General features: G+C 63.6%; 15 protein-coding genes. 6 read left to right on the forward strand and 9 right to left on the reverse strand.

All coding sequences use genetic code 11. The features are described from left to right. Positions 1 to 19: 19 nt before the first annotated feature. The 4 genes from ACM42_RS08285 to ACM42_RS08300 all read right to left on the reverse strand — a co-directional run bounded on the left by ACM42_RS08285 (position 20) and on the right by ACM42_RS08300 (position 4,932). On the reverse strand, positions 20 to 1,357 hold the full coding sequence (locus ACM42_RS08285; RefSeq protein ID WP_271527439.1) for a glycosyltransferase family 9 protein: 1,338 nt from the start codon (positions 1,355 to 1,357) through the stop codon (positions 20 to 22). A 62-nt stretch (positions 1,358 to 1,419) separates the two neighbouring features. Beyond that, positions 1,420 to 1,611: a hypothetical protein gene (locus tag ACM42_RS08290; RefSeq protein ID WP_271527440.1), complete on the reverse strand. Its 192-nt coding sequence runs from the start codon at positions 1,609 to 1,611 to the stop codon at positions 1,420 to 1,422. Between the two features lie 32 nt (positions 1,612 to 1,643). Further along, positions 1,644 to 3,146, reverse strand: a complete 1,503-nt coding sequence (locus ACM42_RS08295; protein WP_271527441.1) for a radical SAM/SPASM domain-containing protein — start codon at positions 3,144 to 3,146, stop codon at positions 1,644 to 1,646. A 91-nt stretch (positions 3,147 to 3,237) separates the two neighbouring features. Then, positions 3,238 to 4,932 carry a bifunctional diguanylate cyclase/phosphodiesterase gene (locus ACM42_RS08300; protein ID WP_271527442.1) on the reverse strand — a complete coding sequence of 565 codons (1,695 nt, stop codon included), beginning with the start codon at positions 4,930 to 4,932 and terminating at the stop codon, positions 3,238 to 3,240. 221 nt (positions 4,933 to 5,153) lie between these two features. Here ACM42_RS08300 and ACM42_RS08305 point away from each other — a divergent pair, with 221 nt between their 5' ends. Next, positions 5,154 to 5,414, forward strand: a complete 261-nt coding sequence (locus ACM42_RS08305; protein ID WP_194390444.1) for a hypothetical protein — start codon at positions 5,154 to 5,156, stop codon at positions 5,412 to 5,414. A 75-nt stretch (positions 5,415 to 5,489) separates the two neighbouring features. On the opposite strand, the gene ACM42_RS08310 is transcribed toward ACM42_RS08305, so the two are convergent. The 3 genes from ACM42_RS08310 to mtgA form a co-directional block, all read right to left on the reverse strand. Continuing rightward, positions 5,490 to 6,143, reverse strand: a complete 654-nt coding sequence (locus ACM42_RS08310) for a hypothetical protein (protein WP_028176806.1) — start codon at positions 6,141 to 6,143, stop codon at positions 5,490 to 5,492. A gap of 142 nt (positions 6,144 to 6,285) precedes the next feature. Further along, positions 6,286 to 6,468 (reverse strand): 50S ribosomal protein L32, encoded by a 183-nt coding sequence (gene rpmF / locus ACM42_RS08315; protein ID WP_007598106.1) that lies wholly within the window; start codon positions 6,466 to 6,468, stop codon positions 6,286 to 6,288. Between the two features lie 168 nt (positions 6,469 to 6,636). After that, a complete protein-coding gene (mtgA, locus tag ACM42_RS08320) occupies positions 6,637 to 7,311 on the reverse strand; it encodes a monofunctional biosynthetic peptidoglycan transglycosylase (protein WP_271527443.1) in 675 nt (224 codons plus the stop codon). 161 nt (positions 7,312 to 7,472) lie between these two features. Between mtgA and ACM42_RS08325 the strand changes: the two genes are divergently transcribed. Further along, a complete protein-coding gene (locus ACM42_RS08325) occupies positions 7,473 to 8,396 on the forward strand; it encodes a polyprenyl synthetase family protein (protein WP_271527444.1) in 924 nt (307 codons plus the stop codon). A gap of 9 nt (positions 8,397 to 8,405) precedes the next feature. Further along, on the forward strand, positions 8,406 to 9,098 hold the full coding sequence (locus ACM42_RS08330; protein ID WP_271527445.1) for a DUF1345 domain-containing protein: 693 nt from the start codon (positions 8,406 to 8,408) through the stop codon (positions 9,096 to 9,098). 43 nt (positions 9,099 to 9,141) lie between these two features. On the opposite strand, the gene ACM42_RS08335 is transcribed toward ACM42_RS08330, so the two are convergent. After that, a complete protein-coding gene (locus ACM42_RS08335; protein ID WP_271527446.1) occupies positions 9,142 to 10,935 on the reverse strand; it encodes a caspase family protein in 1,794 nt (597 codons plus the stop codon). Between the two features lie 181 nt (positions 10,936 to 11,116). Further along, on the reverse strand, positions 11,117 to 11,545 hold the full coding sequence (locus ACM42_RS08340; RefSeq protein WP_271527447.1) for a GFA family protein: 429 nt from the start codon (positions 11,543 to 11,545) through the stop codon (positions 11,117 to 11,119). Positions 11,546 to 11,641: 96 nt separating this feature from the next. On the opposite strand from ACM42_RS08340, the gene ACM42_RS08345 reads away from it, so the two are divergent. The 3 genes from ACM42_RS08345 to ACM42_RS08355 all read left to right on the forward strand — a co-directional run bounded on the left by ACM42_RS08345 (position 11,642) and on the right by ACM42_RS08355 (position 14,718). Continuing rightward, complete coding sequence (locus ACM42_RS08345) at positions 11,642 to 12,016, forward strand: nuclear transport factor 2 family protein (protein ID WP_194390451.1); 375 nt, start codon at positions 11,642 to 11,644, stop codon at positions 12,014 to 12,016. Positions 12,017 to 12,203: 187 nt separating this feature from the next. Further along, positions 12,204 to 13,061 (forward strand): class A beta-lactamase, encoded by an 858-nt coding sequence (gene bla, locus ACM42_RS08350; RefSeq protein ID WP_271527448.1) that lies wholly within the window; start codon positions 12,204 to 12,206, stop codon positions 13,059 to 13,061. A gap of 49 nt (positions 13,062 to 13,110) precedes the next feature. Further along, positions 13,111 to 14,718: a Na+/H+ antiporter gene (locus tag ACM42_RS08355; protein WP_271527449.1), complete on the forward strand. Its 1,608-nt coding sequence runs from the start codon at positions 13,111 to 13,113 to the stop codon at positions 14,716 to 14,718. Positions 14,719 to 14,794 lie beyond the last annotated feature (76 nt).

Consider the following 14,794-nt stretch of genomic DNA (forward strand, 5'->3'; position numbering starts at 1 on the left):
CTTGGAGGAACCCATCCGATCAGAAGCAAAGAGTATTAATTATTCTGCTTGCATTTAGGCTCCTTGCCCGCTGTCGAACAATCTGGAGCTGCTCGGGGCTGGCCTGCGAATCCAGGAGAGATTGAGCTTCTTTCCAGACAGTGGCAAATTCTTCAGTCAAGAACGCTCTCAGTTGATCGAGTTCGGTGGGCAGCGATCGATTCAACAGGTCCGTCAATGCGCTCAGCGCTTGAGGTTCCAGGGATCGCTCCGCCTCGATGGAGATCAACTGATCTACAAGTGCTTGCGCAGCCTTGATGATCGATGCTCGCGTCGAAGGAGAGAGACGGTCATCGTCCCGCTCCAGCAGGCGATTGGCCAAGAAAACGACGGCCCTGCTCAACGCCTTCTCATCAGAGCCTCCCGAAAGCCGCAGTTGCAAGTTCTTGCCTTCCTGTGGTCCGAAGAAGAAGTAGTTGTATCCGCTCTTTGGGGGATAGAGCGAGATGCAGGGCACGCCGCAGCGCGCCGCGATATGCTGGCTGGAAGAATCCGGCCCGACGACAAGTGCGGCGCCGCGTATCAAGTCAATGTAGCTCGACAGAGACAGCGAATCGGCAAACTCTATATCGGCTGCGACATCATCATCCGTGATCGCCCGCCTAAGTGCCTGCGAAAATCGGATGAGCTCTTCCGACGAATGTCTCGGCGGAAGCGGCAGGACAAGCTTGGCGCAACCGCGGAGCGCTCGCGACAGGTCCCGCACCAATGTCAACGCAGCCTCTGACGGCAGCGATTTCCACCTGATGCTCGCGAAGGGCTGAAATACTAGCTTGTTGCCAGAGCGCACCGACAAGTTGGAAGATGACACCGGCCGCTTTACCTCGAGTGCCCGATACAAATCGCCAACGCGGCTTGGCTGATTTGTCCCTGCCGGCAATTCAAACCGTTCGAATTGTCCAACCTCGGTTAGGACCAGCGGGTTGGCGCCCCAGGAGGGCCACACGATCGAGAACACCATCTGGTCGCGCAAGTGCGCCAGCAGATCCTCCCCGGCGCTGACCCAGTCAAAGATACAGAGATCAAAATCTCGACTGGTAATCGAAGAAACTATCGGCGAGCATTGGACCCTGTCGTCCCCCAGCTGTTTCCACACACTGGCGTTGGCAGTCCAAACGGTGATCTCGACGTTGGAATTGGCTGATCGAAGATAGGCAACGTGCTGCGTTGCCATAGTCGTGTCACCGATGGCATTGCCCAAGGGATTGCCAAAGCAGAGGAGTACCCGGAAACGCTCACGTCTGGCCAACAGCCAAAATCGGGCGACAATTGCTTGCGCCCGCTTTTGACCAGCGAAAACATCAGGTTCGACGCTCATCGCAAGCTGTAGCTTCCAGCTTTCGGCACAGCCTTGGAGCCGGATTATCGACGAACCAAGCGCTAGTTGGTGCAGGTGCAGCAAGTGTCCGGCGACTGCTGGCTGGCCGTATGAAGATTCGAGCTGACGGCGGTGAACACGACGCCCGAGCCTTCCTCCTGCAAGGGGCGCGCCTCGAACGAGACCACGATTTCGTTCTCGTTCGACGAACTGCCATGAACAACGATCTCATCCAATCCCTGACGCGTAGTCATTCCACTCTCCTCTATGTTGTGCGCCTCAGGCGCTAGTGAGCCACGAAACTGTCGAAGTTCGCCATCAAGGATCTTGCACGAGCCGCCTTGAATTTGCTCGTGCAGGTCGATCGGGCCATCGAACCCGTACTATGCAGGTTCGCTACCCGGCACTTCCCTTGACAGAAATAGCGCAACGAACAAGTCGAGCAGCCGCTTACACGGTCGACGTTGAATTCCTCTGTGTACTGTCCAACTCTCTCCATCGCGGCCTTGGCGTCCGCGTCTCCCACGGCTCCGATCGCCGGCTGTTCCGTCACGGAGCATGGATAAATTCGTCCATCCGCCGCCACCGCGATCGACATCCCGATGCCGCAGGACTTCGAATACCGATTGACGGTGAACGATGGCCATTTCACCCGCCCCTGGTTGATCAGGGACTTCATAATTCGCGCCTGAATCAACGGCAGGTCATCGACGTCCGCGCTGATCTCCGGACGCTCGCCGGCACGGCCTATCCCGCTAACGACCGCTATGGAGATCCTATGCGGCGATTGAAGTTCGAGTGCTCCGAGAAAACCGACCAGGTTGGTCTCGATATTCTCGTAGTTGGATCGCGTCAGGGTCATGCCGATGCGATAGAAGAAGTTCGGATTGGCTGATCGATCGGCGCGATCGACAAGCTTGATCGCTGCCACAATCCGATCGAACGAGCCTTTCCCCCTGATAGGATCGTTCGAAGTCGAATCGGTTCCATCGATCGATATCTGGAGCTGATCGACGGAGTTGACGATTCGCTGGACGTTTTGCTTGCGGATAAGGAGACCATTCGAAAACAGCTCAACCCGATGGCCGCGATTCTTGGCGTGATCAATCAGCACGAAGATATCGGGATCTGTGAGCGCCTCTCCCCCGGACAGAGTTACCTTACTGTTCGGGGATACTTCCGAGAACAGATCAATCGCTCTGAGGCGCTGCTCTGTGTCGATTTCGCCTTGTGGCAAAGGCTGCCCGGAGGACATGTAGCAGTGACTGCATCTCAGGTTGCAGCGATTGGTGACATAGAGATGGAGATTGCGAGCATCTGGAAGGTCTTCTTTGGTCGTCGCAGAGTTCAGCATATTGCGCAGAACGATGGTTTCAAAAAACGACTTGAGATGCGCGCTCGTCGAGTCCGTTCCGTAGAGCTCCTTGTGAAATTCAATTACTGTTCGCGGCGAGTGGCCGTCGCGCAGCAACAAGAACGAAGGCAGGAATGACATGTCGAAGGCGGCGTAGGTGGCAGCCTTCGGGGAAACGGCAAGAAAGCGCTGTCGATCCGATGCTTTTGCTGCCGCAATGGGCGGCAACTCGACGGAAGGGGCTCGTTCAAGGCAGTCGCAATTGGCGCAGGAAGCGCCATCGCAAAGACCGGCGATATGGACGTAGTCAGGCTTGCGAGAGGTCTCGGGATGGACGCATTGGTCTAGTGACGCCGAGCCTTCCGGAATCCAGATATGAACATCGTCCGGCAGCGGAACCGGATCGTCCAGTCGAAAAGTGACTTGGCCACCCATTGGCGAACCATCTATAGATATCAAGCAATGGTAGAAACCATATCATAAATGGTCGTCGATGCAATATTGTATCTTGGGGTTGTAGGCTCTCCTACCCCGCCGCAGGCAGCGCGCTGTCCGGCGGCGCGCCCCACGGCCGCTCGGCCGAGGCAAGGCCGATCAGGCGGCCCTGGATATAGTCACAGCCCCACTCGCGCAGCATGCCTGCGGCTTCCTCGTCCTGCACCCATTCGGCGACCGTCTTGATGTCGAGGCGGCGGGCGAGGTCGATCAGGGTCTGCACGAAGGCGCGGTCGTCGGCCGAGCGGGTGACGTTCTGCACGAAGGCGCCGTCGATCTTGACGATGTCGACGCCGAGCTTGCGCAGGTTTCGGAACGAGGTGTAGCCGGCGCCGAAATCGTCGATGGCAATGCGGCTGCCGAAATTCTTCAGCCGCGTGACGAAACCGCGGACGTCGTCGATGTCCTGGATCGCGACCGTCTCCGTGATCTCGACGATCAGCCGCTCGGCAACACCGGGATGCGCCAGCATCAGCGACTCGATCCCGGCCCACCAGTCCGGATCCATCGTCGTATCAGGTGAGATGTTGAGGCTGAGGCAGATGTTGGGCGCAGCGGCGAGCTCGGCGACCACGAGCTCGAGCACGCGGTGGTCGACCAGGCGGATCAGGCCGAGCCGTTCGGCGACCGGCACGATGTCGGGCGCGAGCAGCACCTGGCCGTCGCCCTGGTCCATCCGCACCAGGCATTCGTGGAAGGCGCGTTCGCGCGAGCTGGCCGAGACCACCGGCTCATAGGCGAGCTTGATGCGGCGCTCGTTCAGCGCAGTGACGATCTCGTCGGTAACGCGGATGTTGACCCGGCGCTGCGCGTCGCGCGCGGCATCCGGGCGCCACGCAGCGAACGAGCCGGCGCGGCGGCGCTTGGCGGCATCCAGCGTTTCATGGGCGCGGTTGACCGCTTCATCGGTGTTGCGGGCATAGCGCGGCAGGCTGACCGCGCCGATCGAGGCGGTGACCGAGACCGGGCCGGATTTCGTCGGCACCACCTCGTCGCGGATGCCGGTGAGGAAACGTTCGGCGGCGACGTTCATGTCGTCGACGGTACAGTTCTTCAGGATCAGGCCGAACTTGTTGCCGGAGAAGCGCCCGAGCACGTCGCCGCCGCGCAGGCGCGAACGAATGCGCTTGGCGACATCCAGGATCACGGCGTCGGCGACATCGAAGCCGAAGGCGTCGTTGACGCGGGCGAGATGATCGATGCCGACCAGCATGAAGGCCGCGGTCGAGCGGAAGCGGGTCGTCTCCTCGATCGCCTCGGCCAATGCCGCCAGCAGGTGGGAGCGGTTGAGCTCGCCGGTCAGGGGATCGAGCCGGGCCAGCTTGGCCAGTTCCTCGTCGCGGGCGTGGCGCTCATTATTGATACGGACGGAGCCGATCGCACGTGTGGGGCGACCATCGGGGCCCGCGAACCAGCGGCCGGTCTCCTCGACCCAGATCACGGGATCGGAGGCGCTCATGCGCACGCCGTACTCGACGCGGTAAGGCGTACCGCCGACGCCGTGCACGGCGGAGGTCTGCGCCAGGGCTGCGGTCCGCAGCGTTTGCGCGGGCTCGATCAGCTTGGCGAATTCGGCGCCGGTCGCGAGCCGCTCGGCCGGGATGCCGGGAAAGATGCTGGCGACCTGCTCACCCCAGACGATGGCATCGCTGGCGATGTCCCAGGCGAACACGGCCTGGCCGAGCGCGGCCAGGATGTCGGAGGCTTGCGGCAATGCGGGGGTCAAAATCGCCTCGTTCTGGGACAGTGGATAAGTCCTGGGCCGGCACAGGATAGAGCCAGATTCGCCCCCGACCCTAGGCAAAGTTGATAAACAATTTGGAAACCACGTTTCCCAGACGTGGGGAACCAAACCGGCCCGCGCGGCATAGGCCTTGCGAGTACAGGACTCGCACCGGCGCCTGCGTCCCGAAACGCGACAATCTCGCCGGATCAACGGTGATTGCGATGTTGAGTACCGATCGATCGGACGCGGCTGAGAACGGCGCAGGCACAGCCCTGGTGCCGCTGATGCCGACGTTGCAGTGGGTTCACAAGGCGCCGCTGCCCCGCCCCGATCCGAGCTTCGTCACCCAGCTCATCGCCAACGCCGAACATCTGTCCCAGACCAGCCGACTCCGCCGGGCCTCTTCCGAAGACGCGAGGACGGCCTATGGCAGCAAGCGGCCATTGGGAAGCGTCAGCGCGCGGACGCGGCAGGTGGCGTAAGCCGGCTTAAGGGGTAATTTTCGCCTCACGTTTGCCGCGCCTCTCCCCGCTTGTGGAAGAGGTCGACGCGCTCGGTCAGCGTGGCGGCGCGTCAGGGGACGACGGCGAGCCGTTGCCCGGCTGAAGATGGGGCGAGGAAATTTCCGGCGAGGGTGAGCCCTGCACCGGCTTTGGCGCAGGATGATCCATCAGCACGGATTCGGCGACGGATTGCGCCGAGGGTGCGGGCGGCGCCGCCGGCGCCGGCTGCGGCGCAATCACCGGCTCGAACCTGGAGGCGGCCTCCGCATCTTCCGCCGGCGCTTCACCCCTGCGCTTGGCCTTGCGTGGCGCCGGCACCGTCGTCTCGGCGACATAGGTGACGCGGCGACGCGTGCGCTGGGCAATGCCGGCGAGGAAGTCGGCCATCGCCAGCAGCACCAGCAGGAAATAGGTGGAGTTGCCGAATTTGGGCCACATCACGAATTCGGCTGCGGCCGCCCCGAAGACGATCAGCGACAGCAAATGATCCATCAGGAATTTCGAGCCTGGCCGCGCGCCCTTGACCACCTCGAGCAGCAGCAGCACCACGCCGAGTGCGAGCAGGAGATCAGCGAGCGTGACCGGCCAGCTCTCGCCCGTGATCATCGGCACATTGAACAGCACGTCCGAGAAGGACACGCTGGGCATCAGGAAGGCGATGATGTTGTAGACCGCGAGCGGAATCAGAAGCAGCGGGAAACCGACCATCGGCGAGATGCCTTCTCGATCAAGATATCCGGACAGAGCAATGCAGCGGCGAAGCATTTGCCCCGCCGCCGTCACCGTCTAGCTCATGGGTTGGCCGAAATCACGCGGGTTCAATCATCCCGCCTGAGGAAAGGTCCTGCCTTCAGGACTCTTTCTTCTTCAGGACCTGACGGCCCTTGTACATGCCGGTCTTGAGGTCGAGATGGTGCGGACGACGGAGCTCGCCGGAGTCCTTGTCCTCTACATAGGTCGGCTTCTTGATGGCGTCAGCCGAGCGGCGCATGCCGCGGCGCGACGGCGAGGTTTTTCTTCTCGGAACGGCCATTTCAATATCCTCTAGGGATTGGTGTCATCAGGGCATCGTCCGCGAAGGGACGGCTCAGCACCCGCAATACGAGGCGAGCTGAATGCCGATCAAGGCCGCGCTTATAGAGGAAGGCTGGCCGTAAAGCTAGGCTCTTGGGCCGGAAAATGCGCCCGGAATGGGCCAAAATCAGCGATTTTCGCGCCAGCAGGTCGCAAGCGAGCTCGCCTGCCCCCGCGCCATATAGGTTGCCGCCAGCCGCCGGACGCCCGGCCCGGGGGTCCTGGCGCTGCGTTTGACCGGATTCGGCAGGATCGAGGCCAGAAGGGCTGCCTCCCGCGGGGAGAGGCTGGCGGCCGATTTGCCAAAGGCATAGGCGCTGCCCGCCTCGACGCCAAACTGGCCCTGCGGACCGAACTCGGCGATGTTGAGGTAAATCTCCAGGATCCGCGGCTTGGGCAGGACGAGATCGATCCAGAGCGCCAGCGGGAATTCCAGCGCCTTGCGAACGAAATCCCGCCCCTGCCAGAGGAACAGGTTTTTCGCCACCTGCTGGGTGATCGTGGAGGCACCCCGGAACGGCGTGCCATCCTCCTGAGCATCGTCGATCGCCTCGCGCAACGCGCCCCAATCGATGCCGTGGTGCTTGCAGAAATGGGCATCCTCGGCCGCCACCACGGCGCGCGGCAGATAGGGCGACATGTCAGCAAGATCGATCCACGTCCGCTGCATCGGCGCGCCCCGGAGCGAACGCCAGGCCATCAGCGTCGAAACCGGATGGCCGGTGCGGTAGAACGGCGCGATCACATAGGGCGCGAGAGCTGCGACCACGAGCACCAGGAGAAGGATTTTGACGATGCGCAAGTCGACCTTTCCGGCGCAAAATGAAACGAGGCCCACGGCTGAGCCATTAAGTCTGTGATAATTCGGGCCTTTTCCAGCACTTTTTAGCCCTTCCAAACGATTGACTGGCGCGGGCGCATAAAGGATTGTCCGGCCGAATTTTAGTTCTGGAGCCCTTCTTGATGACCGGCACGTCCCCGTCCGATTTCGCCAAACGTCTGGACAAGACCGCTGATGACACCGAGGCCCTGCTCAGGCGGCTATTGTCGGACGACATCCTGCACGACGAGATCGCCCGGCCCAAGCGACTGATGGACGCAATGCGCTATTCAAGCCTGAATGGCGGCAAGCGTCTGCGGCCGTTCCTGGTGGTCGAAAGCGCCGCCGTGTTCGGCGTGTCGCGCGAGGCGGCCCTGCTCGCCGGCGCGGCGCTCGAATGCATCCACTGCTATTCGCTCATCCATGACGACCTGCCGGCGATGGACAATTCGGACCTGCGCCGCGGCCGCCCCACCCTGCACAAGAAGACCGACGACGCGACCGCGATCCTCGCCGGCGACGGCCTGCTGACGCTCGCCTTCGACATCATCACCCGCGACGAGATCCATCGCGACGCCAATGTGCGGCTGCTGCTGACGCGGGCGCTGGCGCGCTGCGCCGGCATCGGCGGCATGGTCGGCGGCCAGATCCTCGACCTCGCCGGAGAAGGCCGCTTCGGCGGCAACGAGCCTATCGATGTCGCCCGCATTCAGCAGATGAAGACCGGCGCGCTGCTGCGTTACGGCTGCATCGCCGGCGCGATTCTCGGCCAGGCCTCGCAAAAGGAATATCAGGCGCTCGACGATTACGGACGCGCGCTCGGCGAAGCCTTCCAGATCGCCGACGATCTGCTCGACGTCGAGGGCGATGCGGCCGCGCTGGGCAAACCGTCGGGCCAGGATGCCGCGCTCGGCAAGACCACCTTCGTCACCCAGCTCGGCATCGAAGGCGCCAAGCAGCGCGTGCGCGATCTGCTCGCGCGCGCGGACAACGCAGTGTCGATCTTCGGCGACCGCGCCGCCGTGCTGCAGGCCGCCGCGCGATTCGTCGCCGAGCGGAAGAACTGACGCGCGCCGATGGCGGCCCGCGGCAAAGAGGATCCCGCTCTTGTCCGCTTCCGCCAGATGTCGCGGCCGATGCGGCTGCTCTATGCACGGCCGCGGACGTTCATTGCGCTCGCTGTCGGCATCCTCGTCGGCCTGCTTGTGCCGGGCACGCACCGGCTGGTGACGCGGCTCCTGTTCGGATGGGACGCGCTGATCGCGGTCTATCTCGGGCTGGTCTATGCGATGATGCTCTGCAACGACCACCGGCACATCCGTCGCGCCGCTGCGATGCAGGACGACGGCCGATTCGTGATCCTGCTCGTCACGGCGACCGGTGCCTTCGCCAGCATCGCGGCAATCGTCTCCGAGCTGGGCACGCCGCAGCGCGGCGGCCTGGAGCTGACGATCGCGATCATCACCATCGTGCTGTCATGGGCTGCGGTGCACACGACCTTCGCGCTGCACTACGCGCATGATTATTATCGCGACGGTACGGCAGGTGGCCTTCAGTTTCCGAGCGGCGACAAGGAAGACCATGCCGATTATTGGGATTTCGTCTATTTCTCCTTCGTGATCGGCATGACCGCGCAGGTCTCCGACGTCGGCATCACCGACAAGACCATTCGCCGCACCGCGACGGCGCACGGCATCGTGTCCTTTATCTACAACACGGCGTTGCTGGCGCTGACGGTGAACATCGCGGCGAGCGCAATCTCGAAATAATCCGTCGTCCCGGCCTTCGCTGGGACGACCCAGAAAGTAGCGGTCAGTAACACACCTCGGCATTGGCGTCGTAGCCGGGGCCGCCGCCGCCGCGATATTCGAGACGGCAACCGCGATGGACCGGACGGCAACCGGTGTTGTTGCAGTAGACCTGCCCGCCTCTCGTCGCGCGGCCGGCGCCAGCAGCAGCAATGCCGGCAGCGGCACCATAGCCACCCGCCGCCCCGCCAGACTGACGACGCTGCCGTGCGGGACGCTCGTCGCCGTCGTCGCGCTTCGCGGTCGCAGGCTTGGCCGCACGCTGCTTCTCGCATTCATTGTCATCGTTGACCGCGTAACCCTCGCGGCAGACGATCCTGGCGCATTTGTCGCCATCAGCCTTGAAGCCGTGCTCGCACACCAGCGGACAAACGCGAGACTGCTTGGCCTTGACCGTATCGAGCGCGTCGGTGCTTGCCACCGTCACGTCGAGCCTGGTGCCGGCATAGCGGTTGAACTGCGACAGCGATCGCTGCGAGGACGTATTCCAGTTGCCGTCGACCTGCCCGGAGAAACACCCGACGCGGCCGAGCTCGGTCTGCACCGAACGGTTGAGATCGACCGGCGCGGTCGCCGGGGTCAGCGAGGCGACGTTGGTGCCGGCGGGGCTTGCGGTGCTGACCGGCGCAGCGCTCGGGACCGCAGCGGCGAGATTGACGCGCTGCTGCTCGGCGGCGGCGGCCTGCTGCTGCGCCTGCTCCTTGGCTTTCTGGGCGGCAAGCTGGGCCTGCTCGGCGGCCTTCGCATCGGCCGCAGCCTTGGCCTGCGCATCCTTCTGCGCGCCGAGCGCAGCGAGACGATCGCGCTCGGCCTCGGCCTGCTTCGCCTTCTCGATGGCAGCCGCATGAGCCTGCTCGGCGCCAATCTTCTCGAGCTGGAGCTTGGCGAGGCTCGCATAGAATCCCTCGGGATGCTGGGCGAGGAACGCTTCCCACGCCGGCCTGTTGCCGACCTGGAGCGCGAGCTCGTAGTCCCGGCGGATATCGGCCTGGGGATTCGCCGCCGGCGCTACGACCGCCACCTTGACCGGCACCAGCGGGACGTCCTCGCCACCGAGCGAACCGTAGACGAACGGCTCCTGCTTGTTGCCCGTCGATTTGAGCACCTCGTCACGCACGAAGCCGAAGGCGCGGCGGACGTCGAGGCCCGGCGTCGTCAGATGCTTCGACAGCGCGACCGTGAACGGGCTGTTGGCACCGTCGCCGTCCTGCGCCGTGAACCCGGCCTTGGCCGAATAGGCAATCAACGTGTTGGGGCTGCTCGGCTCGACCTGGGCGAGACCACGACCAATGGCGCGCGCGGCAATCGTACGCTTCATCCTCTTGCCGAACGGATTGTCGCGGCAGGCATCGAGGATCACCAGGCGAAGCCGCTTTGCAGGCTCGACCGCGACCAGGACGCGGTCGAGCGTGAGCGCCTCGTCGTAGACATCGGTGTCGCGCTCGAGCCTGGCGTCGACGGGAATCAGATAGTTCGAACCCTCGACCTCGATGCCGTGGCCGGCATAGTAGACCACGGCGATATCGGCATCCCGGGTCGCGTCGGCGAAGTCGCGCAAGACGCGACGCGTATCCAGCGCCGACAGATCGTGCCGGGACTCGACGAGATCGAAGCCGGCCTCCTTCAGCATCTTCGCCATCACCACCCCGTCATTGACGGGATTGGCGAGCGAGGGAGCGTGCTGATAGGCCGAATTGGCGAGCACCAGCGCGACGCGCTTTCCGGCCAAGGCGGGCCCGGCGCCGAACAGCAGGCCGAGGACGACCAAAAGCGGACAAAGTCTGAGCAAACTGGGCATGACACGACTTCCGATGGTTCCGGGCCGCTCGGGCCCTTTGGGACCAATTTAGCAACATCCACCCGGCGCTTGTAATTGAGGTCACGAATGGGACGCCGACGACAGGCCGAAAAACCCCTGTGTTTGTCGCGCCAGCGCGGTCGCGGTTCGCCGACGAATGGCCGCGTGCTCCCGGCTTCCCTCAGACAACCCCGATGTGCCCTCGATATTGCGGCAGATTGTCCGTAATCTCGTGCCAGGGCGCTTTCGAGCCGACGAAAATATGGGCGCTCGGCCGGATCGAGGGGGCGTCGACCAGGGTTCCCATGGCGACATGGACCCATTGTCCTTCACGCACCCGGGAATAGAGCAGTGAGCCGCAGCGGGCACAATGCGCATCATGGGTGGTATCGTCGCCGAAAATCATCCGCTGGTCCTCTCCCTGGACGATGCGGAGCTTGTCTTGCGCGATGCCGGCGAACGGCTTGAAGGCGGCTCCGGTGGTGCGACGGCAGTTCGAGCAGTGGCAGTTCATCGCGTAGGAGAACGCATCCGCCACTTCAAAGCGCACAGCGCGGCAATAGCATTCGCCGGCGAGGATACGAGCGTTCGAATTGTATGATCCGGTCATGACGATTGCCTTCGCGCAAAACGGCCCACAGACCCATAGCGCATTTTGACATGTACGACTAAGTTCGCCCCGCATCATCATGCAAAGGAATGACTCATGAACCAGGACCGGTCGAGCGTCGAAGCCGTCGTGCAATCCTATTTTGACGGGCTCTATGAGGGCGACGCCGAAAAGCTCGGCGCCATCTTCCATCCCTCCGCCGATCTGCGCTGGGTCGAGAAGGGCGAGCTCCAGGTTCTGACCGTACCCGACTGGCTCGATCGCGTTCGCAAGCGAGCCTCGGCCAAGGCCGAGGGCAAGCCGCGCGAGGACTTCATCGTCACCATCGACCGGTCCGACGACAAGACCGCCTTCATCAAGGTGCGCTGCCAGCTGCCGCCGCGCTATTTCACCGACTATCTGGTGGCGATGAAGCTCGCCGACGGCTGGCAGATCGTGTCGAAATCGTACAGGTACGACCTGCGGGAGTGAGTCCTCCCGATCTTCCGCTGCCCGAAATCTGTCGCACTCGTTCTCCATTCGTCATTGCGAGCGAAGCGAAGCAATCCAGAATCTCGCCGCGGAGGTCGACTGGATTGCTTCGCTCCGCTCGCAATGACGGTGCGGAGAAAGCGCCCGCTACATCCCTACACCGTCTGACCCACGCCAAAGGTCTCCCATGCTTGTCGATCGCCGCTCCCTGCTCGCCTCCCTGTGCTGGATCGCCGCTTCTCCCGCGCTTGCCGCGGAGGCGCCGGCCGAACTCGAAGCCTATGAGCGCGACAGCGGCGGGCGCATCGGGCTCTATGCGGAGAATCTCGCGACTGGCAGGAAACTCACCTGGCGTGCCGACGAGCGGTTCGTCATGTGCTCGACATTCAAGGCTTCGCTTGCCGCCTGCGTGCTGGCGCGGGTCGATCGCGGTGAGGAGCAACTCGAGGCCGTGATCCCCTACGGTCAGGCCGACCTCCTGGAATACGCGCCGGTCGCCAGGCAAAATCTCGCGGCCGGCAGGGTGTCGGTCGGCGAGATGTGCAAGGCGATCGTCGAGCTCAGCGACAATACCTGCGCCAATCTGCTGCTGGCGCGGATCGGCGGGCCCGCCGCGCTGACTGCATTCTGGCGATCGCTCGGAGATACCACCTCGCGGCTCGACCACAACGAGCCAGAGCTCAACCGCTCACGACCCGGCGATCCCCGGGACACCACGACACCCGCGGCGATGGCGGGTAATCTGCGGCGGCTGGTGCTGGGCGAAGCCTTGTCGGCGCAATCGCGCCTCCAACTGACCGACTGGATGGTGAATTGCAAGACCGGTGCGAACCGGCTGCGTGGTGGCCTGCCGGCAAGCTGGAAGATCGGCGACAAGACAGGCAATAACGGCAAGGATGCGTCGGGCGATATCGCTGTCGTCTGGCCGAAGCCGGATGTACCGATCCTGATCGCGGCCTATACCCAGGGCGGCACGCCGAATGCGGCGCAGATCGCGACTTTGTTCGCGCAGATTGGACGGATGGTCGCCGGCCAGCTGGCGTGAGCAGCGCCGCATTGACCTTGCGCGCGCTTCCGGGTCAAGACAGGCCATCATGGAAGCGAAATTTCAGACCTTTCTCATCCTGCTTGCCGTGCTGGCGGGCGTGGCGCTGGCCGCGCGCCGCTTCAACGTCGCCCCGGCCATTCTGTTGATGCTGGCCGGTGTCGGCCTGGCCTTCGTGCCGGGCATGCCGCCGGTCGAGCTGCCGCCGGAACTGGTTCTCTTGATGGTCCTGCCGCCGCTGATCTACTCGGCGAGCGTCGCCATGAGCTGGCGCGAGTTCAGGAACAATTTACGCCCGATCGTGCTGCTCGCGGTCGGCGCGGTGATCTTCACCGCGGCGATGGTGGCGGCCGCCACGCACTACATGATCGGCCTGCCCTGGACCGTCGCCTTCCTGCTGGGGGCCATCGTTGCGCCGCCCGACGTGGTGGCTCCGCTCGCGATCGCGCGCCGGCTCAACATGCCGCGCCGACTCCTGGTCATCCTCGAGGGTGAAGGGCTCGCCAACGACGCCACTGCGCTGATCCTCTACCGCTTTGCGCTCGCCGCGATCATGGTCGGACATTTCTCGCTGCCGCTCGCGGCCGGCGAGTTCCTCCTGATCGTCGCCAGCGAGATCGCCTTCGGCATCGGCGTCGGCTGGCTCTCCCTGCGCTTCCGCAAATGGTCGGGGGATCCGCAGGTCGAGCTGACGTTGTCGCTGATCACACCCTACGTCTCCTACTGGCTGCCCGAACATGTCGGCGGCTCCGGCGTGATCGCGACCGTCGCCTGCGGCCTCTATGTGAGCTGGAACGGGCCGCTGCTGATCTCGTCGGCAACACGCCTGCAAGGCATCTTCTTCTGGGATCTCGTGATCTACCTGATCGAGGGCATGCTGTTCCTGCTCACCGGCTTCCAGATGCGCGCGCTCTACGAGAAGTCGAAGTCTTTCCCGCTCGACGACATTCTCATCGCGACAGCCGTCGTCCTGGTCATCGTCGTGATCGCGCGCTTCGCCTGGCTCTATCCAGCGACCTACCTGCCGCGGATGCTCAGCAAGTCGCTGCGCGAGCGCGACCCGTCGCCGCCATGGCAATGGCCGTTCGTGCTCGCCTTCACCGGCGTGCGTGGCGCCGTGTCGCTGGCGGCCGCGCTGGCGCTGCCATTCGCGCTGCCTGATGGCGAGGCCTTTCCGTATCGCGACCTGATCCTGTTCGTCGCCTTCGGCGTCATCTTCGTGACGCTGATCGGCGTCGGCCTGACGCTGCCGCCGGTCGTGCGCTGGCTCGGCGTCGCCGAGGCCGGCCGCCACGAGCATGCCGCCGAGCACGAGGCCGAGATCGCCGCCCGCCGCCAGGCGCTCGACGCCGCGCTGAAATCGCTGGACGTACTGACCGCGCAGAAGGACGTATCCGAAGAAGTGATGCGGCTGATGCGCGCACGGCACGATATCCGCGTCAACCAGCTCCCGGACTCGCTCGATCCCAACCACCACGACGTCTCCGCCGCCGGTACCGCGCTGACCCGCGAGTTGATCGCCGCCGAAAGAAAATTCATCCACAACCTCCTGCGCGAGGGCCAGATCACCGACGAAACGCGGCGGCGAATCGAACGTGATTTGGATCTGGAGGAGGCAAGTCTGGCAAACCGGGAGTATCGGAGAATGCCGCTGTAGCTTCTCGTCATTGCTGTCGATGTTCAATAATTCGCTGATTGGATCGCGGTGGTCTTGGAAGCGGCGAAGGCCTTGG

It is taken from the genome of Bradyrhizobium sp. CCBAU 25338, assembly GCF_028128965.1.
In the GTDB taxonomy this organism is placed as follows: Bacteria; Pseudomonadota; Alphaproteobacteria; order Rhizobiales; family Xanthobacteraceae; genus Bradyrhizobium; species Bradyrhizobium liaoningense.